The 25,398-nt window shown below is 45.7% G+C and carries 21 protein-coding genes and 2 riboswitches; of the genes, 11 read left to right on the top strand and 10 right to left on the bottom strand.

Annotation, left to right across the window (positions count from 1 at the left end; genetic code table 11):
* Positions 1-282: 282 nt before the first annotated feature.
* On the bottom strand, positions 283-1,488 hold the full coding sequence (locus tag IPL34_RS02960; RefSeq protein WP_296837499.1) for a hypothetical protein: 1,206 nt from the start codon (positions 1,486-1,488) through the stop codon (positions 283-285).
* Between the two features lie 398 nt (positions 1,489-1,886).
* Positions 1,887-2,660 (bottom strand): AMP nucleosidase, encoded by a 774-nt coding sequence (locus IPL34_RS02955; protein WP_296837496.1) that lies wholly within the window; start codon positions 2,658-2,660, stop codon positions 1,887-1,889.
* Between the two features lie 347 nt (positions 2,661-3,007).
* Here IPL34_RS02955 and IPL34_RS02950 point away from each other — a divergent pair, with 347 nt between their 5' ends.
* The 3 genes from IPL34_RS02950 to IPL34_RS02940 all read left to right on the top strand — a co-directional run bounded on the left by IPL34_RS02950 (position 3,008) and on the right by IPL34_RS02940 (position 5,471).
* Positions 3,008-3,649, top strand: a complete 642-nt coding sequence (locus IPL34_RS02950; RefSeq protein WP_296837493.1) for a peroxiredoxin — start codon at positions 3,008-3,010, stop codon at positions 3,647-3,649.
* Positions 3,650-3,876: 227 nt separating this feature from the next.
* Positions 3,877-4,671 carry a site-specific DNA-methyltransferase gene (locus tag IPL34_RS02945; protein WP_296837490.1) on the top strand — a complete coding sequence of 265 codons (795 nt, stop codon included), beginning with the start codon at positions 3,877-3,879 and terminating at the stop codon, positions 4,669-4,671.
* A 14-nt stretch (positions 4,672-4,685) separates the two neighbouring features.
* Positions 4,686-5,471: an MvaI/BcnI family restriction endonuclease gene (locus tag IPL34_RS02940; protein WP_296837487.1), complete on the top strand. Its 786-nt coding sequence runs from the start codon at positions 4,686-4,688 to the stop codon at positions 5,469-5,471.
* Between the two features lie 43 nt (positions 5,472-5,514).
* Here IPL34_RS02940 and metF read toward each other — a convergent pair whose 3' ends face one another.
* From metF to argC, 4 genes are all read right to left on the bottom strand, one after another.
* Positions 5,515-6,411: a methylenetetrahydrofolate reductase [NAD(P)H] gene (gene metF / locus IPL34_RS02935; RefSeq protein ID WP_296837484.1), complete on the bottom strand. Its 897-nt coding sequence runs from the start codon at positions 6,409-6,411 to the stop codon at positions 5,515-5,517.
* Positions 6,412-6,423: 12 nt separating this feature from the next.
* The gene (ahcY, locus tag IPL34_RS02930) at positions 6,424-7,836 is read right to left on the bottom strand and encodes an adenosylhomocysteinase (protein ID WP_296843031.1); all 1,413 of its coding nucleotides are present in this window, start codon (positions 7,834-7,836) and stop codon (positions 6,424-6,426) included.
* Between the two features lie 25 nt (positions 7,837-7,861).
* Positions 7,862-7,958, bottom strand: a riboswitch (S-adenosyl-L-homocysteine riboswitch).
* 40 nt (positions 7,959-7,998) lie between these two features.
* On the bottom strand, positions 7,999-9,159 hold the full coding sequence (metK, locus tag IPL34_RS02925; protein WP_296837481.1) for a methionine adenosyltransferase: 1,161 nt from the start codon (positions 9,157-9,159) through the stop codon (positions 7,999-8,001).
* A 29-nt stretch (positions 9,160-9,188) separates the two neighbouring features.
* A riboswitch (S-adenosyl-L-homocysteine riboswitch) is annotated at positions 9,189-9,267 on the bottom strand.
* Positions 9,268-9,536: 269 nt separating this feature from the next.
* Positions 9,537-10,472: an N-acetyl-gamma-glutamyl-phosphate reductase gene (gene argC, locus IPL34_RS02920; protein WP_296837478.1), complete on the bottom strand. Its 936-nt coding sequence runs from the start codon at positions 10,470-10,472 to the stop codon at positions 9,537-9,539.
* A 410-nt stretch (positions 10,473-10,882) separates the two neighbouring features.
* Here argC and tkt point away from each other — a divergent pair, with 410 nt between their 5' ends.
* The 5 genes from tkt (at position 10,883) to fba (ending at position 18,064) form a co-directional block, all read left to right on the top strand.
* Positions 10,883-12,889 carry a transketolase gene (gene tkt / locus IPL34_RS02915; RefSeq protein ID WP_296837476.1) on the top strand — a complete coding sequence of 669 codons (2,007 nt, stop codon included), beginning with the start codon at positions 10,883-10,885 and terminating at the stop codon, positions 12,887-12,889.
* 129 nt (positions 12,890-13,018) lie between these two features.
* The gene (gap, locus tag IPL34_RS02910; protein WP_296837473.1) at positions 13,019-14,020 is read left to right on the top strand and encodes a type I glyceraldehyde-3-phosphate dehydrogenase; all 1,002 of its coding nucleotides are present in this window, start codon (positions 13,019-13,021) and stop codon (positions 14,018-14,020) included.
* Positions 14,021-14,216: 196 nt separating this feature from the next.
* Positions 14,217-15,401 (top strand): phosphoglycerate kinase, encoded by a 1,185-nt coding sequence (locus IPL34_RS02905; protein WP_296837469.1) that lies wholly within the window; start codon positions 14,217-14,219, stop codon positions 15,399-15,401.
* Between the two features lie 103 nt (positions 15,402-15,504).
* Complete coding sequence (pyk, locus tag IPL34_RS02900) at positions 15,505-16,947, top strand: pyruvate kinase (protein ID WP_296837464.1); 1,443 nt, start codon at positions 15,505-15,507, stop codon at positions 16,945-16,947.
* Positions 16,948-16,999: 52 nt separating this feature from the next.
* Complete coding sequence (fba, locus tag IPL34_RS02895) at positions 17,000-18,064, top strand: class II fructose-bisphosphate aldolase (RefSeq protein ID WP_296837462.1); 1,065 nt, start codon at positions 17,000-17,002, stop codon at positions 18,062-18,064.
* Positions 18,065-18,229: 165 nt separating this feature from the next.
* Here fba and IPL34_RS02890 read toward each other — a convergent pair whose 3' ends face one another.
* Positions 18,230-19,444: a hypothetical protein gene (locus IPL34_RS02890; RefSeq protein WP_296837460.1), complete on the bottom strand. Its 1,215-nt coding sequence runs from the start codon at positions 19,442-19,444 to the stop codon at positions 18,230-18,232.
* A gap of 407 nt (positions 19,445-19,851) precedes the next feature.
* On the opposite strand from IPL34_RS02890, the gene IPL34_RS02885 reads away from it, so the two are divergent.
* The 3 genes from IPL34_RS02885 to IPL34_RS02875 all read left to right on the top strand — a co-directional run bounded on the left by IPL34_RS02885 (position 19,852) and on the right by IPL34_RS02875 (position 23,582).
* Positions 19,852-20,160 (top strand): hypothetical protein, encoded by a 309-nt coding sequence (locus IPL34_RS02885; protein ID WP_296837458.1) that lies wholly within the window; start codon positions 19,852-19,854, stop codon positions 20,158-20,160.
* Between the two features lie 204 nt (positions 20,161-20,364).
* Complete coding sequence (locus IPL34_RS02880; protein ID WP_296837455.1) at positions 20,365-21,108, top strand: SEFIR domain-containing protein; 744 nt, start codon at positions 20,365-20,367, stop codon at positions 21,106-21,108.
* Positions 21,105-23,582, top strand: a complete 2,478-nt coding sequence (locus tag IPL34_RS02875) for a tetratricopeptide repeat protein (RefSeq protein WP_296837452.1) — start codon at positions 21,105-21,107, stop codon at positions 23,580-23,582. Before IPL34_RS02880 ends, IPL34_RS02875 begins: the two co-directional genes overlap by 4 nt.
* 7 nt (positions 23,583-23,589) lie before the next feature.
* On the opposite strand, the gene IPL34_RS02870 is transcribed toward IPL34_RS02875, so the two are convergent.
* The 3 genes from IPL34_RS02870 to IPL34_RS02860 form a co-directional block, all read right to left on the bottom strand.
* On the bottom strand, positions 23,590-24,162 hold the full coding sequence (locus IPL34_RS02870) for a Uma2 family endonuclease (protein ID WP_296837450.1): 573 nt from the start codon (positions 24,160-24,162) through the stop codon (positions 23,590-23,592).
* Between the two features lie 59 nt (positions 24,163-24,221).
* On the bottom strand, positions 24,222-24,782 hold the full coding sequence (locus tag IPL34_RS02865) for a Uma2 family endonuclease (protein ID WP_296837447.1): 561 nt from the start codon (positions 24,780-24,782) through the stop codon (positions 24,222-24,224).
* Positions 24,783-24,857: 75 nt separating this feature from the next.
* Positions 24,858-25,307 (bottom strand): ATP-binding protein, encoded by a 450-nt coding sequence (locus IPL34_RS02860; RefSeq protein WP_296837444.1) that lies wholly within the window; start codon positions 25,305-25,307, stop codon positions 24,858-24,860.
* Between the last annotated feature and the right edge of the window lie 91 nt (positions 25,308-25,398).

Genomic DNA, 25,398 nt, shown 5'->3' with positions numbered 1-25,398 from the left:
GGGCTATACCCATTTTCTTATACACAAATCAGTAAGTTTCTATAAGATAAGCAATTTATGCCTATGAACTGGACAGCTACCAAACTCAACGATCTTGACTTGGGAGGCAAGCGCTTCGCAACACGCGCAGCGCAGATTCACAAGGCAATACTGAAAGCACCACAATCCAACCTCCCCAAGGCGGGCTAAGGTTGGGTCAGCACCTTAGCCGTGTTACAACAGGCGCTACAACGGCGGCAAATTCCTAAAGGGAGCGCTTCTTCAGGAGCCTCAAGCACGTCTTCAACGCTTCGCAAACTTCTCGTCCACAAGCTTCTGAAAGCGTGCGCGTTCGAGAGGTCGACTGTTCCAAAGAACCGAGCAGGTGGTCAGTGCGCGGCTAAGCACATCGATGTCTTGAGCTGCTACCTCCTCTATGCAGCGGAGGGCACGATTGATGCACGATTCGATGTGTGCCGGATCGCTCCAGTTGATACCGTCAAGGGCTGCCTCTGCCCTGCGAAGGACTACCTCTGTCTTGCCGAAGGACGCCTCCTCCGCGCTAAGGTTCGGCTGAAACTGCCGTTGCTGTTCGGCCTCTTGTCTCTGCTGCCTGTCTTCCTCCCTGTCCTCCTCCCTGCCACCCAACGTTAAGCGCGATTCACTGAATTCCACAGTCCGTCTGGCGAGATCGACGAATGCCGTGCCTCCAAGCCGTGCGGCGGGTTCGTCTTCAATAGTCACATAAGCGTCGTCAACCCACTCACGAGGTTTTTTTACGCTATTGTAATGCTGCCCCTCGTCCCAGATGATGCAATACTCATCATCCTTACGGGACATGGTACCCATCAGTGCGGGGGTATCATGCGGAAATTTAACAGTGACACGCTTCTCCTCGAAGCTTTGCACTCTGTCTAGCTCGTCTTCCCCACCTAACGTTAGGCTCGATTCACTGAATTCCACAGTTCGTTTGGCGAGATCGATGAATGCCGTGCCTCCGAGCTGTGCAGCGGGTTCGTCTCCAATGGTTATATAAGCGTCGTCAACCCACTCACGGGGGGTTTTTACGATATTATAATGCTGGCCCTCGTCCCAGATGATGTTGTACTCACCGCGATTCCACCGCATCGTACCCACCAGTGCGGGAGTGTCATGCGGAAACTTCACGGAGACTCGTAAAGGTCCTAACTTCGGATTGATGGTAGAAACCATTTGTGAACCTTTCCCACCCAACGTTAGGCTCGATTCACGGAGTTCCACAGTCCGTTTGGCGAGATCGACGAATGCCGTGCCTCCGAGCTGTGCAGCTGGCTCATCTCCAATAGTCACATAAGCGTTATTAACCCACTCACGGGGTTTTTTTACGATATTATAATGCTGGCCCTCGTCCCAGATGATGTTGTACTCACCGCGATTCCACCGCATCGTACCCACCAGTGCGGGAGTGTCATGCGGAAACTTCACGGAGACTCGTAAAGGTCCTAACTTCGGATTGATGGTAGAAATCATTTGAACTCTCCTAACTTCATTATGGAAACCCGCAAAGGTCTCGACTTCAGGTTGACGATAGAAATCATTTGTGAACCTTACCAACTGCGTCGCTGCGGCAAGCCCAGACGACTGAGATCGTTTGAACCCTTGCTAAACGGCAATATGAAGTCGTTACATATACAAGAAAAGACATTGATCTTCAAATCACTACAAAAAATCAACACCACTAATAGCTTCCTATACAGCCTCAGATCAGCGGCTCATCTCACATTAATTAAAAAATGCACCCCCACCGGGAATTAACATGCAGATTCATTTTTTATAGAACTTTCACTGATGTTCGGCAGAGTGTGCGTTCCTTTCCCCGCCCTAATGAAAATTGGTTACACAGTTTATTTGACAGACTCTATTCATTATTAAAAGCGCAGATGTTTTACGGATAGACCGTTATTGATTAACTCATTTAGCGAGTCAATGCCAATGCGTAAATGCATTTCGACAAAATTTTCTGAAACCGTTTGATCACTAGCCTCGGTTTTAACTCCTTCCGGTTCCATAGGGCGATCAGAGACTAATAATAAAGCACCGACCGGAATTTCATTAAAAAATCCGGCACTAAAAATGGTGGCGGTTTCCATATCAATCGCCATACAGCGCATGCGTTTTAGACGTTCTTTAAAGGTTTCGTCATGTTCCCAAACGCGGCGGTTGGTGGTGTAGACCGTTCCCGTCCAGTACTCTTTTTGGTGTTTGCGTGAGATGGTGGTGGAAACTGCTTTCTGCAAACTAAACGCGGGTAGAGCAGGGACTTCGGGAGGGAAGTAGTCGAGTGATGTCCCTTCACCGCGAATCGCCGCGATGGGCAGGATCAAATCGCCTAGCTGATTTTTCCTTTTTAACCCCCCACACTTGCCTAAAAACAGTACTGCTTTGGGATGTACATGGCTCAATAAATCTAAGATGGTGGCGGCATTGGGGCTACCCATACCAAAATTAATAATGGTGATATTGTTAGCAGTAGCATTAGGCATCGTGCGGTTTAGGCCTTTGATCGGCACGTTATGCCATGCAGCAAACATCTCTACATATTGGTTAAAGTTGGTGAGTAAGACGTATTGCCCAATGGTTTCGGGTGTGAGTGAGGTATAGCGGGGTAGCCAGTTAGCTACGATCTCTTCTTTGGTACGCATAGCAAGTCCTGTGATGTTGTTTTTGATTATTGGTATTAAAAGTCCCCTAGTATCAAGACTGGAGGGTTAATCTCATACTAAGAGAACTGGGTCGACTGTTCAAGAAAGCAGCTAAAATTGTGTTCGATAGTGAGACTAAGCAGCTTTTTATCCTTGCAGCGGGATAGTTTTGACATTGATCAAAACCCCAGCGCGGTTTTTACTAGCTAAAAAATCTATTTTTAAGATCGATATGAGAAAAACATTCTATTTTAATTAATTAGTACTTGGTTATATGCTTACATACATCTCAAGGGCACGCAGCCAGTAATTGAGAATAGTTTGTTATAAATTAAAGAGATAGACACATGGAAACGACAATGAATGCTATGCCACGTATTAATGAACCTGCTCCGGCGTTTGAAGCACGTACTACACACGGTGTGAAAAAATTATCTGACTACCAAGGCAAATGGTTAGTATTGTTTTCGCATCCGGCTGATTTTACTCCGGTTTGTACCACTGAGTTTATGGCGTTTGCTAAGCGTCATGCCGATTTCCAAGCCTTAAACTGTGAATTATTGGGTTTATCGATTGATAGCTATTACAGCCATGTGGCTTGGGTACGCAATATTAAGGAAAAGTTTGGCGTAGAAATTCCTTTCCCGATTATCGAAGATCTAAGCATGAGTGTTGCCAAATCTTACGGCATGATTCATCCGGGGGCGGCGGATACGTCAGCAGTACGTGCCACGTTTATTATTGATCCTAATGGTATTATGCGGGCGATGGTGTATTACCCGATGACTAATGGTCGTTCGATTGATGAGTTTGTGCGTTTGGTTTCAGCATTACAAACCTCGGATACTCACAAAGTAGCCACCCCAGAGGGTTGGAAACCGGGCGACCAAGTGATTGTGCCACCGCCTCAAGACGTAGATGCTGCCGAGCAACGTATGAGTGCAGGTTATGAATGTACTGATTGGTATTTCTGCAAAAAGAGCCTGTAATGGTCTAAGTTAGAGCGCTATTGATCCTCAGCGCTAACGTCCGGTGCTTCCCTAGGGAGGCACTGGATTTTATCCATCTTCCTTGTCTTTGTCCTGCCTAATAAAACTTTCTATTACCCCTCACTTCAAGCACGTTATAATAGGAGGCATAGTCTATTGATGTATTGCCTGATCAGGTTTGAATGTACTGAGTCAGCATTAGTTATCTCAACCATTGAGAGTTAATAATGGAATCACTCATTTTCCCAGATAGTTTTGTAAATAAGTTTGTTTGTGGCAATTCAGTTGAGGTCATGGCTCAGATTCCAGATGAATCGATTGACTTAATTGTTACATCTCCTCCCTATAACTTAAAAAACTCTACGGGTAATGGTATGAAAGACGGTAGAGGGGGGAAGTGGTCAAATGCTGCTTTAATCAAAGGCTACGCTAATTACAATGATAATATGCCCCATGAAGAATATGCTGCTTGGCAACGCCGGTGTTTAACAGAAATGTACCGTATTATTAAGGATGATGGTGCTATTTTCTATAATCATAAGTGGCGTGTTCAAGGTGGTTTATTACAAGATAGGCAGGATATTGTTTCAGGCTTTCCAGTAAGACAAATTATTATTTGGCGGCGTAAGGGGGGGATAAATTTTAATGCGGGCTACTTCTTGCCAACCTATGAAGTCATTTATTTAATTGCTAAGCCCAATTTCAAGTTAGTACCTAAGGCTAATGCTTATGGTGATGTGTGGGAGTTTGGACAAGAACTTAAAAATAAGCATCCTGCTCCTTATCCTGTAGAGCTAGTCGATAGAATTATTGGCTCAACTAATGCACAATTAGTGCTCGACCCCTTTATGGGTTCCGGTACGACAGCTTATGCAGCAAAACAGTTAAAACGTGATTTTATTGGTATTGATATTTCCCCAGAGTACTGTCAAATGGCTGCTGAGCGCTTGACTAATCCAGCTAGTGTTTATCATGTAGTACCTCCATCAGAAAATATGCTTAAACAAGCATCTTTGTTTTAAAGGACTAAAAGTACGTGCAAACTTATACAAAGGAATCCTTGATTGCTGCTTTGCAAGCTATTTCAGATAGAGGTTGGATTGCTACAGAGCGTGGTAATAATGATGGTAATGTAGGTAATGTATTAGAGGATTTATTGGGCATTGAGGAGAATAATTTACCTATTCCTAATGCCGCTGAGTGGGAGTTAAAAGCTCAGCGTAAACGTACTGCTTCATTAGTGACCTTGTTTCACCTAGAGCCTTCACCAACAGCATTAAAATTTGTACCTAGTATTTTATTACCAAATTATGGTTGGTCTCATGATAAGGCGGGTACTATTTATCCTAATTCAGAAATGAGCTTTAGGCAGACGATTCGATGTGGTTTATATTCCAATCGGGGTTTTACAGTAGTCGTGAATCGAGCTGAACAACGTATTGAGGTAATATTTGATGTTACTAAAGTAGATCAAATAAAACATAGTGCTTGGGTGGATAAAATTATTCAGAGTGGTAATAGTACTTTGAGTCCTAACCCTTATTGGGGTTTTAATGATTTTTATCATAAGCTTGGTTCAAAGTTACATAGTTGCTTCTATGTTATAGCCGATCATAAAACAGAGAAAGGTCTAGGTTATTTCAAGTACGAAGAAGTTTATATGCTCAAAGAGCTATCTTTAGAAAAAATGTTGAGTGCATTTGAGAGTGGTTTGATTTATGTCGATTTTGATGCGCGTACCGGACATAATCATGGTACTAAGTTTAGAATTAAACGCGCTGATATTATGAATTTATATGCAAGCTGTACCAGAATTATTTAAAAGACACGGGCAAAGTACCCGCATCTTTTAAGTACTGAGAAACTTAAGCCGAGAGACCTAAATTATTCCAAATAGTGACCGTAGGTTCAGCACGATTCATGGTGTAAAAGTGCAAACCCGGTGCTCCGGTGTCGAGTAAGTTTTCACATAGCAGTGTTACAAACTCCTCACCAAACGCCGTAATCGAGGCACTATCATCCCCATACGCTTCTAACTGCTTGCGTACCCAGCGCGGAATTTCAGCACCGCACATATCGGAAAAACGCGCCAGTTGCGTATAGTTAGTAATCGGCATAATGCCCGGTACTATTGGGATAGTGACACCTTTAGCTAAGCATCGATCCACAAAATGCCAATACGCATCAGCATTAAAGAAATACTGAGTGATCGCACTATTCGCCCCTGCATTCACTTTGCGCACAAAGTTATCTAAATCTTTATCTAAATTAGGCGCTTGTGGATGTACTTCAGGATAAGCAGCAACCTCAATATGAAAATGATCGCCCGTCTCCTTACGAATGAATTCGACTAATTCATTAGCATAACGAAACTCACCACTGTCCATCGTACCAGAGGGCAAATCACCGCGTAGGGCGACAATGTGCTTGATGTCGTGTTCGCGGTATAGCTGGAGAATTTGACGAATTTGACTCGCTGACGAACCAATACATGACAAATGCGGTGCAGCTTCTATTCCAGAGGAGCGCTGAATATCCAGCACTGCCTCTAGAGTACGCTCTTGTGTTGAACCACCCGCTCCATAAGTCACCGAGAAAAATCGCGGTTTTAAAGGAGCTAGGGCTTCACGCACTTCACGTAGTTTTTCCACACCCTGTTCAGTCTTGGGTGGGAAAAACTCAAAGCTAAACGCTAATTCGTCATTATGGCTATGGTCGTCATGTTCATGTTCATGGTCGTGAGTATGATCATGAGTACTCATAGCAACTCCTGATTAGTAGCGATAGTGATCCGCTTTGTAAGGACCTTGAACGGACACATTGATATAAGCCGCTTGTTGCTCAGTCAGTTCAGTCAATTGTGCATTGAGCTTTTTCAATTGTAAGCGAGCGACTTTCTCATCTAAGTGCTTAGGTAAGGTGTATACACCGACTGGATATTTACCAGAATCGCGTTCAGTCCAGAGTTCAATTTGTGCAATCGTTTGATTGGCAAATGAAGACGACATGACGTATGAAGGATGACCCGTAGCACAACCTAAATTCACCAAGCGACCTTGGGCTAATAGAGTAATGCGTTTGCCGTCTGGGAAAATGATGTGATCCACTTGGGGTTTGATCTCTTCCCATTGGTATTGTTCAAGGCTGGCTACATCGATTTCATTATCGAAGTGACCGATATTGCACACGATGGCTTCATTTTTCATTTTAGCCATGTGATCGTGATTAATAACGTGATAATTACCAGTTGCGGTGACGAAAATGTCTGCTTTGTCCGCAGCATAATCCATAGTCACTACACGATAACCTTCCATTGCGGCTTGTAGTGCACAGATGGGATCAATTTCAGTCACCCATACTTGAGCGGATAAAGCACGTAAGGCTTGAGCTGAACCCTTACCTACGTCACCGTAACCTGCAACCACTGCTACTTTACCCGCCACCATTACGTCAGTAGCGCGTTTAATACCGTCAACTAACGACTCACGGCAACCATAAAGGTTATCGAATTTTGATTTAGTCACAGAATCATTCACGTTAATGGCTGGGAATTTGAGGTCGCCGCGTGCGTGCATTTGGTATAAACGATGAACGCCGGTAGTGGTTTCTTCGGTAACGCCGCGTATTTCAGCGAGACGAGTGCTATACCAAGTCGGATCAGTTTCTAAGCGCTTACGGATCGCTGCGTATAAATAGGTTTCTTCTTCAGAAGTCGGTTTAGCTACTAAGCTAATATCTTTTTCAGCACGAGCACCTAAATGCAGGAGTAGGGTAGCATCGCCACCATCATCCAGAATCATATTGGCTTGTTGACCATTAGGCCATTCAAAGATTTTGTGGGTGTAATCCCAATATTCTTCTAATGACTCACCCTTATAAGCAAAGACAGGAATACCTGCGGCTGCAATCGCTGCGGCTGCGTGATCTTGAGTAGAGAAAATATTGCAAGACGCCCACCGAACTTCAGCACCGAGTGCTTTTAAGGTTTCAATTAACACCGCCGTTTGAATGGTCATGTGTAAAGAGCCAGTAATACGCGCACCTTTTAAAGGTTGAGTTTTGGCAAACTCTTCACGAATCGCCATTAGACCGGGCATTTCGGTTTCAGCGATTTTAATCTCTTTACGGCCCCAATCGGCAAGGCTCATATCGGCAACAATATAATCATTGAATTGACTCGAACTCATCATTCAATCTCCAGTTTGGTTGATAATTGAATGAGCGCCGTTGTCAATTACGGTTGCCTAAGCCTGGCGGAACTACCTTATTAAAATACTATCAGGTAGCCGTTGCAGCGCTCCTTAGACGAAAAGCTCACCTCACGCAAAGGTCAGATGAGCTATTAGGAATTATAAACCAGCCGCAGCGCGTAACGCTTCAGCTTTATCAGTTTTTTCCCAAGGTAAATCTAAATCTTCACGACCAAAGTGACCATAACTTGCGGTATTGCGATAGATCGGACGCAATAAATCCAGCATTTTGGTAATGCCATACGGACGTAGATCAAAGTACTCACGAACTAATTTTTCAATTAAAGCCTCAGCCACTTTATTAGTACCGAAGGTTTCAACAGAAATAGAGGTCGGTTGAGCGACACCAATCGCATAAGACACTTGAATCTCACAGCGCTCAGCTAAGCCCGCCGCCACGATATTTTTAGCCACATAGCGACCAGCATAAGCGGCAGAGCGGTCTACTTTTGATGGATCTTTACCAGAGAATGCACCACCACCGTGACGTGCCATACCACCGTAGCTATCCACAATAATCTTACGACCCGTTAGACCACAGTCACCTACTGGACCACCGATGACGAAGTTACCAGTGGGGTTAATGTGGAGCTGAGTCCCTTTGTGTAACCACTCAGCAGGTAGTACGGGCTTAATCACATGCTCTAGTACCGCTTCACGTAAATCTTGCAAGCTGATTTCAGGATCATGTTGAGTAGAGAGTACTACGGCATCGACAGCCACGATTTTGCCGTCTTGATAACGCACCGTGACTTGTGATTTAGCATCAGGACGTAACCAAGGGAGAATACCGTTTTTACGTAGTTCCGCTTGTTTTTTGACTAAGCGATGAGAAAAGGTCAATGCAGCAGGCATTAATACATCGGTTTCATTACTGGCATAGCCGAACATTAAACCTTGGTCGCCCGCGCCTTGGTCTTCGCTACGTGCACGGTCTACACCCATTGCAATATCAGGAGATTGCTTACCAATGGCGTTGATGACTGCACAAGTATTACCGTCAAAACCAATACGTGAGTTGTTGTAGCCAATGTCATTGACTACGCCACGCACAATACCTTCGTAGTCAATGTCAGCAGTCGTAGTGATTTCGCCCGCGAGTACAACCATGCCTGTTTTAGCGAGGGTTTCGCAGGCAACACGCGCATAGGGGTCTTTAGCAATGATAGCGTCCAAAATCGCGTCAGAGATTTGGTCGCACATTTTGTCGGGATGGCCTTCAGATACGGATTCAGACGTAAACAGGTGAGTCTCAGCCATTACGTTCTCCTTTAAAATAATTGGTTACTAATGACTGAGCGCCGTTTTGTCATGTTGACAGTCTGTTGAGCCTGGCAGAAAAGTTCTGTTGCAACGCTCCTCAACATCTGTGTTCTAAGCCTAGTGGCTCTATGGGTTGGCAATGATACTAAAAAATTTCAGTTTGTACAGGCTTTAGGTATGAAGTGTTTAGATAAGCAAAGCACTCTGTGTGATAAGAGTCTTTGCTTTTTCTAATAAGTACCTAGCTAAAAGTAATCGTGTGTTTTTGGAGCAGTCTTGGCGACAAGGATGTCGCCTTGAAGCGTACAGGGAGGTATTCACAGCGTCTGCGGAAGAAATGCACGATTATTTTGGTACTTAGTAGGCTAAAGCGCTTAGTTAATACCTAACCCCTCATCCAATCCCAACATAATATTCATATTTTGAATCGCGGCACTGCTTGCCCCTTTACCTAAATTATCGAGACGCGCCGATACCATCACTTGTGACTGATCAGCCGATTCAAATACGTAAATCTCACAATTATTAGAGCCACCTAAATTAGATATATGCAGGAATTTATCTTGTTCTAAATCATGCTCTTTTACTTGCACAAAACGTTCACCCTGATACTTAGTTTGATAAAGCTGCTTAATATCTTGGGTAGTACCATTCAATTCAGTTTTATCAAACGCTACTAGCACAATCATCCCTTGACGAATCGGTACAACACTGGGAATAAAAGTGGGGCGGCGTTGTAATTGGCTATATTTCATAATTTCAGCAATATGCTTATGGTTAAAATCCAAACCATAAACCGCTAATGCCGACGGGACAGCACTTGATTCATAAGCATTAATCATTGCCGTACCCCCGCCCGAATAGCCCGAATAGCCATTGATATGAATCGCGGTGCTCGCGGGGAGTAAGCCTTGCTCACTTAAAGGATTCAGCAGCAAAATCGCGCCCGTTGCATAGCACCCCGGATTCGATACATATTTAGCGTTTTTAATGAGTGTGCGTTGTTCGGTACGGAGTTCAGGCAAACCATAAGTCCACTTATTGTCCACGCGATGTGCTGAGCTGGCATCAATCACGCGCGTATCCATCTGATAAAGATCAGCGGCAATCTCTTTAGAGGCTGCATCCGGTAAACATAGAAACACAATATCCGCCTCGTTCATCAGTGCTTTACGAGCATTAACATCCTTACGTGCTTCGGTAGCAATTTCAATCACTTGTACATGAGTATGGTGTTCTAGTTTTTCTCTGATTTGTAGTCCCGTTGTACCGTGTTGACCGTCGATAAATACTTTTAGTGCATTGCTCATGGTGTATCTCGAAAAAATGAAGTGAGGCTATTATGACGGAAAATGCTTAAAAAGGGTGCATTTGTAGCTAATTGCTGAGGCTTGTGAATTTTGAGTTCACCCATGTCTACTTTTTCGGTATAAAGAGCACCTCTATCCCAAGCCAGATATTGCTTTGCCTTGATATGTTGAAACTATCTCTCTATGAGCACCCAAAACGGGTAAGCCTTTATCTCTCTTTTTATACAAAGCAGGAGCTTAGTACGCCTGTAATCCTTAGGTATAATAGTGCGCTCTTAGCTCCACGCTACACAATCCAACTCAAAAGCTAGGATGAGTGCTTAGATGGTATATTCTCATAACACTTCAGTGTAGGTGTTATTAGCATGTTTCATTGAGTTGCGATTATTTGTATTTTAAGGAGTTCTGTTATGACCACGCGCCAACAGTTGGCCAATGCGATTCGCGTATTAGCGATGGATGCTGTTCAAAAAGCAAACTCTGGCCACCCCGGAGCTCCTATGGGTATGGCCGATATTGCTGAAGTACTCTATAACGATTTCATGCGCCATAATCCCACTAATCCAAAATGGGCTAATCGTGATCGTTTTGTCATGTCTAATGGTCATGGTTCTATGCTGCCTTATTCAGTGCTGCATTTAACAGGCTACGATTTGAGCATTGATGACCTCAAAGCTTTCCGTCAATTGCATTCTAAAACGCCGGGCCATCCTGAATACGGTTATGCCCCCGGCATTGAAACCACTACAGGTCCACTAGGTCAAGGTATTACTAATGCGGTAGGTATGGCTTTAGCTGAGAAAGTATTGGCGGCACAATTTAATAAAGAAGGTCATACCATTGTTGATCATTACACCTATGTATTCTTAGGGGATGGTTGCTTGATGGAAGGGATTTCACATGAGGCTTGCTCTCTGGCAGGTACGCTGAAATTAGGTAAACTCATTGCCTTCTACGATGATAATGGTATTTCCATTGACGGTGATGTAGTCGGTTGGTTCTCAGATAATACCCCTAAGCGTTTTGAAGCCTATGGTTGGCATGTGGTGGCTAATGTCGATGGTCATAACCCCGAAGCAATTAAACAAGCCACTGAGCAAGCCCGTGCTGCAACCGACCGTCCTAGCCTGATTTGCTGCAAAACGATTATTGGTAAAGGCGCACCTAATAAACAAGGTGGTCATGATGTGCATGGTGCACCCCTAGGTGCGGCCGAAATAGCAGCGGCGCGTGAGCATTTAGGCTGGGCACATGAGCCCTTTGTCATTCCGTCTGAAATCTATGCAGGTTGGGATGCTAAAGAAAAGGGTCAAGCCTTAGAGTCTGAATGGAATCAAGCGTTTGATGCTTATGCTGTGGCTTATCCTACCGAAGCGGCAGAATTCAAACGTCGTATGAATGGTGAACTACCCACGAACTGGGCAGAAGCATCACAAGCCGCAGTCAATGCTATTAATGCTAAGGCTGAATCCCCAGCGACCCGTGTAGCCTCTAAAAATGCCTTAGATCAGTTTGCACCTTTATTACCTGAGTTTTTAGGCGGTTCGGCGGATTTAACACCGTCCAATAATACTTTCAATAAAGCCAGTAAACATATCAACTCTATGCATGGTCCAGAGCAGGATTTTAGTGGTAACTATATTTCCTACGGGGTGCGTGAATTTGGTATGAGTGCCCTGATGAATGGTGTGGCACTGCATGGTGGCTTTATTCCTTATGGTGCAACCTTCTTAATGTTCTCTGAGTACGCCCGTAATGCGGTGCGTATGGCCGCATTAATGAAGATTCGCTCGATTTTTGTCTATACCCACGACTCGATTGGTCTAGGGGAAGATGGTCCTACTCACCAAGCAGTAGAGCAGATTCCGACCTTACGCATGATTCCCAATATGCAAGTATGGCGTCCGTGTGATGGGGTCGAAAGTATTGTGGCGTGGAAAGCAGCTATTGAAGCTCAAACCATGCCTTCATGCTTGATCTTTACCCGTCAAAATCTACCTTTCCAAGCGCGTACTGCGGAGCAAATCGCTGATATTGCTAAGGGTGGCTATGTACTGAAAGATTGTGAAGGCACACCCGATGCAATCATTATTGCGACAGGTTCTGAAGTTGATTTAGCCATGAAAGCCGCTGCACAACTAACCGATCGTAAAGTGCGTGTAGTGTCTATGCCTTCAACTAATATCTTTGATCAGCAATCCGCCGCATACAAAGAGTCAGTACTACCTAAAGCAGTCACCGCACGCGTAGCCATTGAAGCAGCGGTCACTGACGGTTGGTATAAATATGTCGGCTTAAATGGTGAGGTAATTGGTCTGGATCGCTTTGGTGAATCAGCACCTGCGGGTGAGTTATTCAAGTACTTTGGCTTTACTGTAGACAATGTGGTAGCTGCCGTTAGACGTGTATTGAACTAGAATCATCACTCTACCCAAAAGTAATAGAGGTGAAAGATGCATCTATTACTTATTGGGGTTATGCTTGGCAGCGCACGCTAGCGATTAAAGTGCTAGAACACAGTTTTTTTATCTTTAGGAGAGATTTGCATGGCAATTAAAGTCGGCATTAATGGTTTTGGTCGTATCGGTCGTATGGTATTACGTGCGATTACTCAAGAGTTTCCAGAGTTACAAGTAGTGGGTATTAACGATCTATTAGAACCCGATTATCTTGCCTATATGCTGAAATATGATTCAGTACACGGTCGTTTCAAAGGTGATATTGCGGTTGAGGGCACTAACCTATTAGTCAATGGTAATACCATTCGTCTCACTGCTGAAAGAGATCCCGCCAATTTAAAATGGAATGAAGTAGGCGCTGAATTAGTGATTGAATGTACTGGTTTGTTCCTAACCGAAGAAACTTGCCAAAAGCATATTCAAGCAGGGGCTAAAAAAGTAGTTCAGTCTGCTCCTTCAAAAGACGATACCCCTATGTTCGTGTATGGCGTCAACCACAAAGATTACAAAGGTCAAGCGATTGTATCCGCAGCGTCTTGCACCACTAACTGCTTAGCACCCGTCGCTAAAGTACTGCATGACAATTGGGGTATCAAACGCGGTTTAATGACGACCGTGCATGCTGCTACTGCTACCCAAAAAACCGTAGATGGTCCTTCTAACAAAGATTGGCGCGGTGGTCGCGGTATTTTAGAAAATATCATTCCTTCTTCAACCGGTGCTGCGAAAGCGGTAGGTAAAGTATTACCCGCATTAAACAAAAAGCTCACAGGTATGGCGTTCCGTGTACCGACTTCTGACGTGTCAGTCGTGGATTTAACCGTTGAATTAGAAAAGCCAGCTACCTATGACGCTATTTGTGCCGCTATGAAAGCCGCATCAGAAGGCGAATTGAAAGGTGTCTTGGGCTATACCGAAGAGAAAGTAGTTTCTACAGATTTCGTAGGTCATAGTGCGCCATCTACTTTTGATGCCGAAGCCGGTATTGCGCTTGATGATACTTTCGTGAAAGTGGTTGCATGGTATGACAATGAATATGGTTATACCTGCAATATGTTACGTTTCGTTGAGCACGTAGCGAAGAATTAAGAGAAGTTAAGACCCCCACCCTAGCCCTCCCCCGAAATGGGGGAGGGAATGAAGAGTATGATTAGCAACTCATCTCTTACTCCTCCCCCCATTTCGGGGGGAGGTCGGGAGGGGGGTAAACCACAAATCACTTAACTAACTATTTTCATAAATTTGCAAAGTAGTTACTTAACTGATTTGACCACGGAGTGATGCGATGGCTGCTTTTATTAAAATGACTGATTTGGACTTAAAAGGTAAACGCGTACTGATTCGTGCTGACCTGAATGTCCCCGTCTCTGATGGCAAAGTAACGTCTGATGCACGGATTACCGCCTCGATGCCGACGATTGAGCATGCGCTAAAAGCAGGTGCAAAAGTGATGGTGACTTCACACCTAGGTCGCCCGACTGAAGGGGAATGGACTGAAGAGTCTTCATTAAAGCCAGTGGCCGATGATATTGCTGCTCGCTTAGGCAAACCTGTACGCCTCATTAAAGATTGGGTGGACGGTGGTTTTGAAGTAGCTGAGGGTGAGTTAGTCCTATTAGAAAACTGTCGTATTAATAAAGGCGAAAAGAAAAATAAAGAAGAAACCGCCCAAAAATACGCGGCTCTATGCGATGTATTTGTCATGGATGCCTTTGGCACAGCACACCGTGCAGAAGCTTCTACCTATGGAGTGGGCATGTTTGCTCCGGTAGCCGCCGCTGGCATATTAATGACTGAGGAATTAGATGCACTGGCTAAAGCACTGGCTAATCCAGCACGCCCTATGATGGCGATTGTAGGCGGTTCTAAAGTCTCTACCAAACTCACCGTATTGGAATCGTTAGCGGAAAAAGTAGATCAGCTCGTGGTCGGTGGTGGGATTGCAAATACCTTCCTAGCCGCAGCAGGTTATAACATCGGTAAGTCCTTAGCTGAAAAGGATTTAATCCCTACGGCTCAAGCGCTAATGGAAAAAATGTCCAAACGCGGTGCAACGATCCCCTTACCGACTGATGTCGTGGTAGGTAAAAAGTTTGATGCTAATGAGCCTGCTGTTTTAAAGAATATTAAAGATGTCGCCGATGACGAGATGATTTTTGATATTAGTCCCGATTCTGCGCAAGTACTGGCTGATATGATTATGAAGGCAGGTACTGTGGTGTGGAATGGCCCTGTTGGTGTGTTTGAGTTTGACCAGTTTGGCGCAGGCACAAAAGCTATTTCTATGGCTTGTGCTAAGACCTCTGCTTTCACCTTAGCAGGCGGGGGCGATACCATCGCAGCGATTCAAAAGTATGATATTTATGATGATATTTCTTATATCTCTACCGCAGGGGGCGCATTCCTCGAATATTTAGAGGGTAAAGTGCTACCCGCCGTTGAAATGTTAGAAAAACGCGCTCAAAGCTAATGAGCGTTATAACCCTTTAATAATAAGAACAATAAACCAGCCTAGCAAAGAGTGCGTAGCACTCTGGCTGGGCTAATTACCACCACTGTTAGGATTAAGTATTGTGAGAAGAACCAAAATTGTAGCGACCTTGGGCCCAGCTACCGATACGCCTGAAGCAATTGAGGCTATTGTCAAGGCAGGGGTCGATGTCGTGCGGCTCAATTTTTCGCACGGTGATCCCCAAGATCACGCTAAGCGTGCTGAAATGATTAGAGCGGCAGCTAAGCGAGTGGGGCGTACTGTGGGTATTTTAGGTGATCTGCAAGGACCTAAATTACGCATTGCCCGTTTTGTTGATAGCAAAATTTACTTAAAGCGCGGTGATCATTTTATTTTAGATGCAGCCTTAGACTCTAAAGCAGGAACGCAAGAGCGTGTTGGCTTGGGTTACAAAGAGCTGATTTATGATGTAGCACCCGGAGATGAGTTGTGGCTAGACGATGGACGTATGGTGCTCCTCGTTAAAGAGGTCAAAGGTAAAGAGATTTTTACTGAAGTACTGACCGATGGTCCGCTCTCCAATAATAAAGGTCTCAATCGGCGTGGAGGTGGTTTATCCGCCGCAGCTTTAACCGATAAGGATAAAGAGGATATTAAAACCGCTGCTCTGATTGGAGTGGATTTTGTTGCAGTATCGTTCCCGCGCTCAGCCGCTGACATGATGGAAGCCCGCGAATTATTGCGTGCGGCAGGAAGTAGTGCTGCTTTAGTGGCTAAGATTGAACGCGCTGAAGCAGTGGAGCAGCCAGATTTAGATGACATTATTATTGCCTCCGATGCCATTATGGTGGCGCGGGGTGATCTGGGGGTTGAGATTGGTGATGCTAAATTACCCTTGACTCAAAAGTGTTTGATTAGTCGTGCCCGTACCTTAAATCGTGCGGTCATTACGGCGACGCAAATGATGGAGACGATGATCGAAAACCCGATTCCTACCCGTGCGGAAGTATTCGACGTAGCAAATGCGGTATTTGATGGTACGGATGCGGTGATGTTGTCTGGCGAAACGGCTACAGGTAAACATCCAGCTAAAGTCGTCGCCACTATGGCGGCCATTTGTGAGGAAGCTGAGCAGTCCATGCAGGCACGCATATCAGGTCATCGTATGGATGATCAATTTGAGCGTGTGGATGAGGCGATTGCAATGGCGACCATGTACATCGCTAACCATATGAATGTGCGTGCCATTGCCGCGTTAACAGAGTCAGGTTCTACCGCTTTATGGATGTCACGCATTAGTTCAGGTATTCCGATTTATGCCATTACTCGCAGCGAGCAAGCCGCACGGCGCGTCAGTTTATATCGCGGTGTATATCCGGTATTAGCGCGGGAACCCGTAACCGATCCGAAAATTGCTAACCGTCAGTCCGTTGATTTCTTGGTTGAGCAAGGAGTAGTGGATAACGGGGATGCAGTGATTGTGACCAAAGGCGACTTAATGGGTATTCAAGGCGGCACGAATCAATTGAAAATTTTACGCGTGGGAGAGCATGAGAATGGTTGATGCCTCCCGCGTGAACTAGGTTTAATTACTTACTAGTCCAAGGAGACACATCATGGCATTGATTTCACTGCGTCAGTTGCTAGATCATGCGGCTGAACACGGTTATGGTATGCCCGCTTTTAATGTGAATAACATGGAGCAAGTTCATGCCATTATGCAAGCAGCGGATGAGACGAATTCACCTGTGATTCTACAAGGTTCAGCGGGTGCACGTTCGTATGCGGGTGAGCCATTTTTACGCCATTTGATTTTAGCGGCTATTGAGATGTACCCACACATTCCATTATGCATGCATCAAGATCATGGTGCTGAGCCAGCGGTTTGCTTCCGTTCGATCCAGTCTGGTTTCTCCTCTGTTATGATGGATGGCTCGTTAATGGCGGATGGTAAAACACCGTCTAGCTATGAATACAATGTGGATGTTACCCGCAAAGTAGCCGAGCTAGCCCATGCTTGTGGTGTCTCTGTAGAGGGTGAGTTAGGTTGCCTAGGTTCATTAGAAACCGGAATGATGGGCGAAGAAGACGGTCACGGTGCTGAGGGACAACTTGATCACTCTATGCTGTTGACTGACCCTGAAGAAGCCGCTGATTTCGTGCAGAAAACCGGAGTAGATGCACTCGCTATTGCGATTGGTACATCACACGGTGCGTATAAATTCACACAAAAGCCCACCGGTAAAGTACTGCGTATTGATCGGATTAAAGAAATCCACGCACGTATTCCTAGTGTGCATTTAGTCATGCACGGTTCTTCTTCTGTGCCACAAGATTGGTTAGAAATTATTAATAACTACGGTGGCGATATGGGTCAAACCTACGGTGTACCGGTAGAAGAAATCGTAGAAGGGATTAAGCACGGGGTACGTAAGGTCAATATCGATACTGATTTACGTATGGCGTCTACAGGTGCGGTACGTCGCTTCCTAGCTGAAGATCGTAAGAATTTCGACCCACGTAAATTCTTAAAAGACTCCACTAAGGCGATGAAAGAAATTTGTAAAGCACGTTATGAAGCGTTTGGTAGTGCAGGTCAGGCTGCTAAGCTTAAACCAGTGTCTTTAGAAGTGATGTTCAAGCGTTATGCGTCCGGTGAATTAGCGCCTAAGGTGAGCTAATTGCATACCTAAGGCTTTTATCTGCCACTTTATAAAAGCTTTCCTAACAAAAGGTCAGTTATTACACTGACCTTTTTTGTAGCTGTTTAATCAGTATTTAAGAAATTAAACTGAGCACTGACAGAGAAAAGCGGACTCATCCTTGAGTCCTATCACTCATGAAACTTAACGTTTGACATTTAAAGGATTAGAAACGTCAGGCACACCTGCAGGATGTTTGCTTACATCCACACCGGTTACCATTGAAATCGGATCCCATAACAGAGGATGAATGAGAGTATCATCGACTAAAGGACCAAACACGGGACCTAGACCAGAGAAGTCAATGACTCGCTCAGCTAAGTGATGCGTACCTTGGGCTAAACCACCTGCCGCAATACCTAGCGCAGAAGCTGCACCGCCTACTAAGCCACCGACTCCTAACATACCTGTATTATTAGTACTTAAGGAGTTGCCTAAGCCAATCATACCTGCTTGAGGACCACCTGCTGTGATAGTAGCGCCTTGATTACCAGTGAGATTAAACAGTGTACCTGTCACCAGATTACCTAAACCGCCTAGTGTGCCTGTAGCGTTAGCACCAGCGACTCCCCCCATTAGACCTGACAGTAAATTGTTAAGACCTAAGCCACCATTACCCCCCAAACCACCGGTAACTGTGGACAAAGCACCCGTCACGACATTACCAATATTACCCAATCCGCTAGGAGCACCCGCACCCCCTAAACCGCCCGTCACAGTAGACAAAGCACCGGTGACGACATTGCCAATATTGCCTAAATTACCTAAAGCTACCGGATTGCCAGAGCCACTGCCCGTCACAGAAGACAACGTATTAGTGACGACACTGCCAATATTACCTAATGCACCTAAAGGATTCGCGCCACCTGTGCCACCTAAGCTGCCGGTGACAGTAGATAAAGCGCCGGTTACGACATTACCAATATTACCCAGTCCGCCATTAGCACCCGCACCCCCTAAGCCGCCGGTGACAGTAGATAAAGCCCCTGTTACGACATTACCGATATTACCCAATCCGCCATTAGCGCCCGCTCCACCTAACCCACCAGTCACGGTTGAAAGTGCACCTGTGGCTAAGTTACCGACTTGAGCAATTTGATTCAGTTTGAGTTGGGCAAGTGATTGACCTAAATTTGCTACACCTGAGCCTAAACCCGCATTAGATCCTATGCCGGAAGAAATAGTTTGCGTTAAACGGCTAGCGATATTGTTGAGATTACCAGTGAGCGCTTGAGGCAGTTTAAATGTTTTGCCAAAGGTATTGCTTTTGACTTGAGCGGTAGTAGGGGTAGTGCATTTATTGGAGACGCTTTCAGTAGGTAACTTACCGACTAAATTATTAACAAATGACAAAGACATGATCGAACCTCAGAATACTATAGTTATGATAATTAAATAAATATTGAGTTCTATAACAGAAGGTAATCGCTAGGTGAGTGGTCATACTATAGGGGTTAAAGGCGATTACATTGTGTTGATTAGCGCAAGCTCGGTTATTAGTAGTATCGGTGCTTGCATGAACAAAATAGTAGAGCGTCTGAGGCTAAGCGGCTATCCCCCAGTCGATAAATGGATGCTTTTTTATGATAAATAAGTTTTATTATTAAGGCTATGTCCTAATAAGCACGCAGCTTTCATCTCTAAATCGTGGGCGTATATCCTAGTGCTTTCTGAACAGGTGGGGTTGTTTGATTAGAATGGTTCAAGCTAACTCAGTAACAAGCTGAGGCTAGCCCCATTAAATAAGGATATTTAAGGTGAGTTATATGAACAATCGAGTGTTTTTGATTAATTATAATCCTTGGCCGCCTATGCCAGCTTATCCACCTCCCCCTACCTCCTACAGTGCACCTTTGTCCATCTATGCACGCGGAGCGCCTGCTGCACCCATGACGGCACAACAAAAAGCGAATATGGAGCAATTGCTCGAAACGCGGGTAGCTTATGTGGCCGATATGGATCGGTCGGGGTTTATTAGCTCTGGCGATATAGCACTATCAGAATCGTGGGGGGCGATTGATGCCTCTATTCGTCTGTCGCAGGCGATGGTGAATTATATTTATCAAGGCGAGTAGCTCGCTCTAGCTCTAAGGTTGGGTTGGTTACTCAACCTTAGCTATCTTGTTGGTTTGAGTTAAGCACATTTCTTCTATTCAGTATCTATCACGTCCTCAGTCGCAACTCTTGAATTAGTTGCAATACTTCCTTGTGAAATTCCAGACAAGTCTGTAGATAAACGGTATGATTTTAGCTATCAAACGTTAAGCAAGCCCCTATCTATGACTCGTGTATTGATTAGCTATAGCCATGATTCTGCTGAGCATAAGGCTTTGGTGTTGCGCCTTGCGGATCGTTTGCGTCTGGATGGGGTGGAGTGTGAGCTAGATCAGTATATTAATGGTTCGCCACCGGAGGGCTGGATTCGCTGGATGGAAAACCGTATTGAGTGGGCGGAGTTTGTGTTGTTGGTGTGTACGCCGAGTTATTTGCGCCGTTATCGTGGGCAGGAGTTGGCGGCTGGGCGTGGGGTGACGTTTGAAGGGGTGGTGATTTCGCAGGCGCTTTATGATGATTTTGGGCGTAACACTAAGTTTATTGCGGTGTTGCCGGAGTCGGGGAGTGTGGAGAATATACCGCGTGCTTTAAAAGCGTTTACGGCTTATCGGGTGATGGCGGAGTATGAGGCTTTATATCGAGTGTTGACGGGGCAGCCTGCGACTCCACCGCCTGATGTGGGTAGTCAGCGAGAATTAGGTCATGCACCGCGTCATTTAGGCGGTATTGCAGCAAGTACTATCTATAACGATAACACTACCACTACCACAAAAAAGCCTATGAGTGACATCCTACGGGCTAATTGGATAGGTGTGCTTGTGGTGCTAGCAGGAGCAATTTTAACGGCTATAGTTGTTTGGGTGAGCCATTCATCAAGCGTCAACATCGAGCAATCACCGTGTGCTGTTGGCAATACGGGCACTATTAGCGGTTCTATTACACAGACTTGTACTGGAGATCAGCCATGAAACTTATATTAATCCCTGTAGTGGTGTGGAGTAGCTTGGTCTGGGTACAAGCGGGGTATGCGCTGGGGGATAAGGTGATTGAGCAATCACCGTGTAGTTTTATTAATACGGGTACAGTGGCATCTACGGCACAGATTAAGCTGGATTGTGCAGGGCTAAGTGCTGAAGCGGTACGCAATTTAGAAAAGCTTATTCAGGAATTTGCCCAAAGCCTAACAGCGAATTTGGATGAGCAAACACGTAGCTTAAAGCAGAAAAATGATCACATTGAGCTGTTGCAAGCTGAGTTAGTACGTGTAAAGGCGGCTCAAGCGCAAGCTTTAGCAGATAATGCGAAGGATATTAAAAATACTCCCGATGAGCCTTTGTTGGTGGCGGAGCGTGAAGCGTTGGAGGTGTTTGATTTTAAGCGGGCTGCGGAGTTACGCGATGAGTATTATTTAAAGCGGCGGGCGGTGTATCGGGAGGAGTTAGTTAAGCAACAGGCACAAATGGCAGAGGAGGCGTTTATTGCGGGGCAGCGTTGGGAAAATGCGCCGAATGTGGTTAATGCATTGAAGCGCTATCAGGAGGCGGTGGAGTTTAAGCCGGATTATGTTGAGGCTTGGCTAAAAGTAAGTCGTATGGCGGAGCGTGCGGGTAATTATTCGTTGGCATTAAAGGCTGCACAGAGTATGCAGCAGTATCTTGATCCAGAAAAAGATAAGTGGACTTTAGCAGTTGCTTTAAGTGATGAAGCCGGTATTTTGATGGCATTCGGTGAGACCTCAACTGCGCTTGCTAAATACAAACAGGCGCAGAGTTTTATGCTTGAGCTAGCTACAGCTAGTCCCACTAATTTTGATATTCAACGCGAGCTGTCGGTGAGCTATGAGAAAGTGGGTAATATACAGCAAGCCAAAGGGGAGCAGGAAGCCGCGCTGCGCTCGTATCAGCAGAGTTTAGCGATTCGAGAAAAGCTAGCGGCGCATGACCCGCAACAGGTGGAGTGGCAACGTGATCTGTCCGTGAGCTATGACAACGTGGGTGCTATCCAGCAAGCCAAAGGGGAGTATGAAGCCGCGCTACGCTCGTATCAGCAAAGTTTAGCGATTGCAGAAAAGCTAGCGGCGCACGACCCGCAACAGGTGGAGTGGCAACGTGATCTGTCCGTGAGCTATGACAAGGTGGGTGCTATCCAGCAAGCCAAAGGGGAGTATGAAGCCGCACTGCGCTCGTATCAGCAGAGTTTAGCGATTCGAGAAAAGCTAGCGGCGCATGACCCGCAACAGGTGGAGTGGCAACGCGACCTGTCCATCAGCTATGACAAGGTGGGCGCTATCCAGCAAGCGAAAGGGGAGTATGAAGCCGCACTGCGCTCGTATCAGCAAAGTTTAGCGATTCGAGAAAAGCTAGCGGCGCACGACCCGCAACAGGTGCAGTGGCAACGTGATCTGTCCGTGAGCTATGACAACGTGGGTGCTATCCAGCAAGCCAAAGGAGAGCAGGAAGCCGCGCTGCGCTCGTATCAGCAGAGTTTAGCGATTCGAGAAAAGCTAGCGGCGCACGACCCGCAACAGGTGGAGTGGCAACGCGATCTGTCGGTGAGCTATGACAACGTGGGCGCTATCCAGCAAGCCAAAGGAGAGCAGGAAGCCGCGCTGCGCTCGTATCAGCAGAGTTTAGCGATTGCAGAAAAGCTAGCGGCGCACGACCCACAACAGGTGGAGTGGCAACGCGACCTGTCGGTGAGCTATAACAACGTGGGCGCTATCCAGCAAGCCAAAGGGGAGTATGAAGCGGCGCTGCGCTCGTATCAGCAGAGTTTAGCGATTCGAGAAAAGCTAGCGGCGCACGACCCACAACAGGTGGAGTGGCAACGCGACCTGTCGGTGAGCTATAACAACGTGGGTGATATACAGCAAGCCAAAGGGGAGCAGGAAGCCGCGCTGCGCTCGTATCAGCAGAGTTTAGCGATTCGAGAAAAGCTAGCGGCGCACGACCCGCAACAGGTGGAGTGGCAACGCGATCTGTCCGTGAGCTATGACAAGGTGGGCGCTATCCAGCAAGCCAAAGGAGAGCAGGAAGCCGCGCTGCGCTCGTATCAGCAGAGTTTAGCGATTCGAGAAAAGCTAGCGGCACACGACCCGCAACAGGTGCAGTGGCAACGCGATCTGTCCGTGAGCTATGACAAGGTGGGCGCTATCCAGCAAGCCAAAGGAGAGCAGGAAGCCGCGCTGCGCTCGTATCAGCAGAGTTTAGCGATTCGAGAAAAGCTAGCGGCGCACGACCCAAATGTAGTCGAGTGGCAAACCGATTTAGTAGCTAGTTACTATCGCTTAGCTCAGTTGCAGCCAGACAAAGCAAGGCAGTATATGCAGCAGTCTTTAACTATTTTGCAGAGGCTAAAAGAGCAAAATAAGTTATCTAGCTATTGGTTAGAATGGGTGGAGATTACTGAGCAGCGTTTAGCTGAGCTAGAGCAAAAACAATAAGTAGTGGTCAAAGCACACGTCGATAAATCTCCGCGACCTTCACTTCACAGCCTAGCGTCTGAATCATCACCGTATCACTCAGCTCATGATACTCAGAATAAACCCACTGCTGATCCGCTTGGCGATAATACTGCTCCACCCGACAATAATCCTGTGCCACCAATAAATACTCACGCAACGACGGTATCAATTGATAATGAAAAAACTTTAACCCACGATCATAAGCCTCAGTCGAATCCGACAGCACCTCAATAATCAGCAGCGGATTCAGCAATACCGTAGCGTGATCATCCTCAAATTGCTCCACCCCACACGTTGCCACCACATCAGGATAGCTATACTTACTAATCGATTCGCTGCGCGTATGCACCTTCATATCACTGGCATAAACACTACAAGGCTTATTAAGCAATTGCGACCCTAGAGCAATCACCAGATTAGACGTGATCTGATTGTGCGCACGGGTAGCACCTGCCATTGCAAATATCTCACCATTAAGAAACTCACTTTTCTCAGGTGCAAGGCATTCTTGTGCTAAATAATCTACATCACTTAAGCGAGTTTGATATTGAGCCGACATGCTTATAATCCTCAAATAAGACAAGTGTTAAAGTAACATAGCCCCTTAGCTAAACCAAACTACCCCAACTCCACACCCGCATAAATCTGCCCCACACTCAAGCGTATCACCGGACAAGGCAACTCAATTTCAGCACTTAAATCATTCACTTGGCTTAGCTCCCAACCCCCCTCCGTTCCACGGCGCAACACATCCACCAGCACCTTATCCTGTGCCACGATCAGATACATCTGCACCGTAGCTATCGATTGATAAGCCAAGGCTTTTTCTAAATAATCCTTACGCAGTGTAGAGTCTGAAGTCACCTCAACCAGCAAACACGGCTGCTCCAAAAAATACTCATTAGCCTCCTCAGCACAGCCCACCACCACATCAGGATAGTAATAACTCTGTGACTTCTCCGCTCGCACCTTCATATCACTGATATACGCCACACATGCCGACGGCTCACTCATCAGAGCGCGATAGATATTCCCCGCAATCCGATTATGGCGCTTACTACTGCCCGCCATTGCATAAATTCGCCCCTGCACATACTCATGGCGCTCAGTCGCTAACGGCTCACCCGCTAAATAATCAGCCTCACTGATAAAAGTTGGCATGGAATACGCTAAGGACATAGTGACATCCTCGAAAAAGTTATGAGATTAATCATAGTACTTGCATGAATTAAACAGATTAAAAACATTAGCGCTTCAGGGCAAATCATCACTCCACTCTTTCACACTAAAGTGTTGCTGTTCGAGCGTGACGTAATACAGCTTATCAAAACCCTCGCTATAGTGCGGGCGCTCTAATTGAGCATAGGTCGCTTTAATCCCCACCTCTGGAATATCAGCATGACCACTGCGCCGCGCATTACGTGCCAAACAGTCCTCTAATATCGAATTAAAATAATAGCCTATGACTTCAAAGCGATGCGCCTTCAATTCACGAATATACCGCGCTCGCCCTTCGCGGGTAGGATTAGTATTATCCAGCACTAAGGGTTGTTTCGCCGATAAACAGGCATGAAATAATAAAATTTCACGGTGGCGCGTTTTGAGCATATCTTGATTCAGACGCATATGAGTATGATAAAACTGCTCTACATAAAAACTCGATTTGCCACTACCCTGTAAACCTATGAAAATAATCCCATTCATAATGCCGCCACACTTTAAAATGCTGAATTAGAATGAGTACTATCCTAAGCACTCGCCATTAACTTTAAGTCGATAATAAATGATGCTACAC

The sequence above is a fragment of the Thiofilum sp. genome, assembly GCF_016711335.1.
Taxonomy (GTDB): domain Bacteria; phylum Pseudomonadota; class Gammaproteobacteria; order Thiotrichales; family Thiotrichaceae; genus Thiofilum.
Note: the sequence above shows the minus strand (reverse complement) of the source record. Positions and strands in the feature narration are given on the sequence as shown.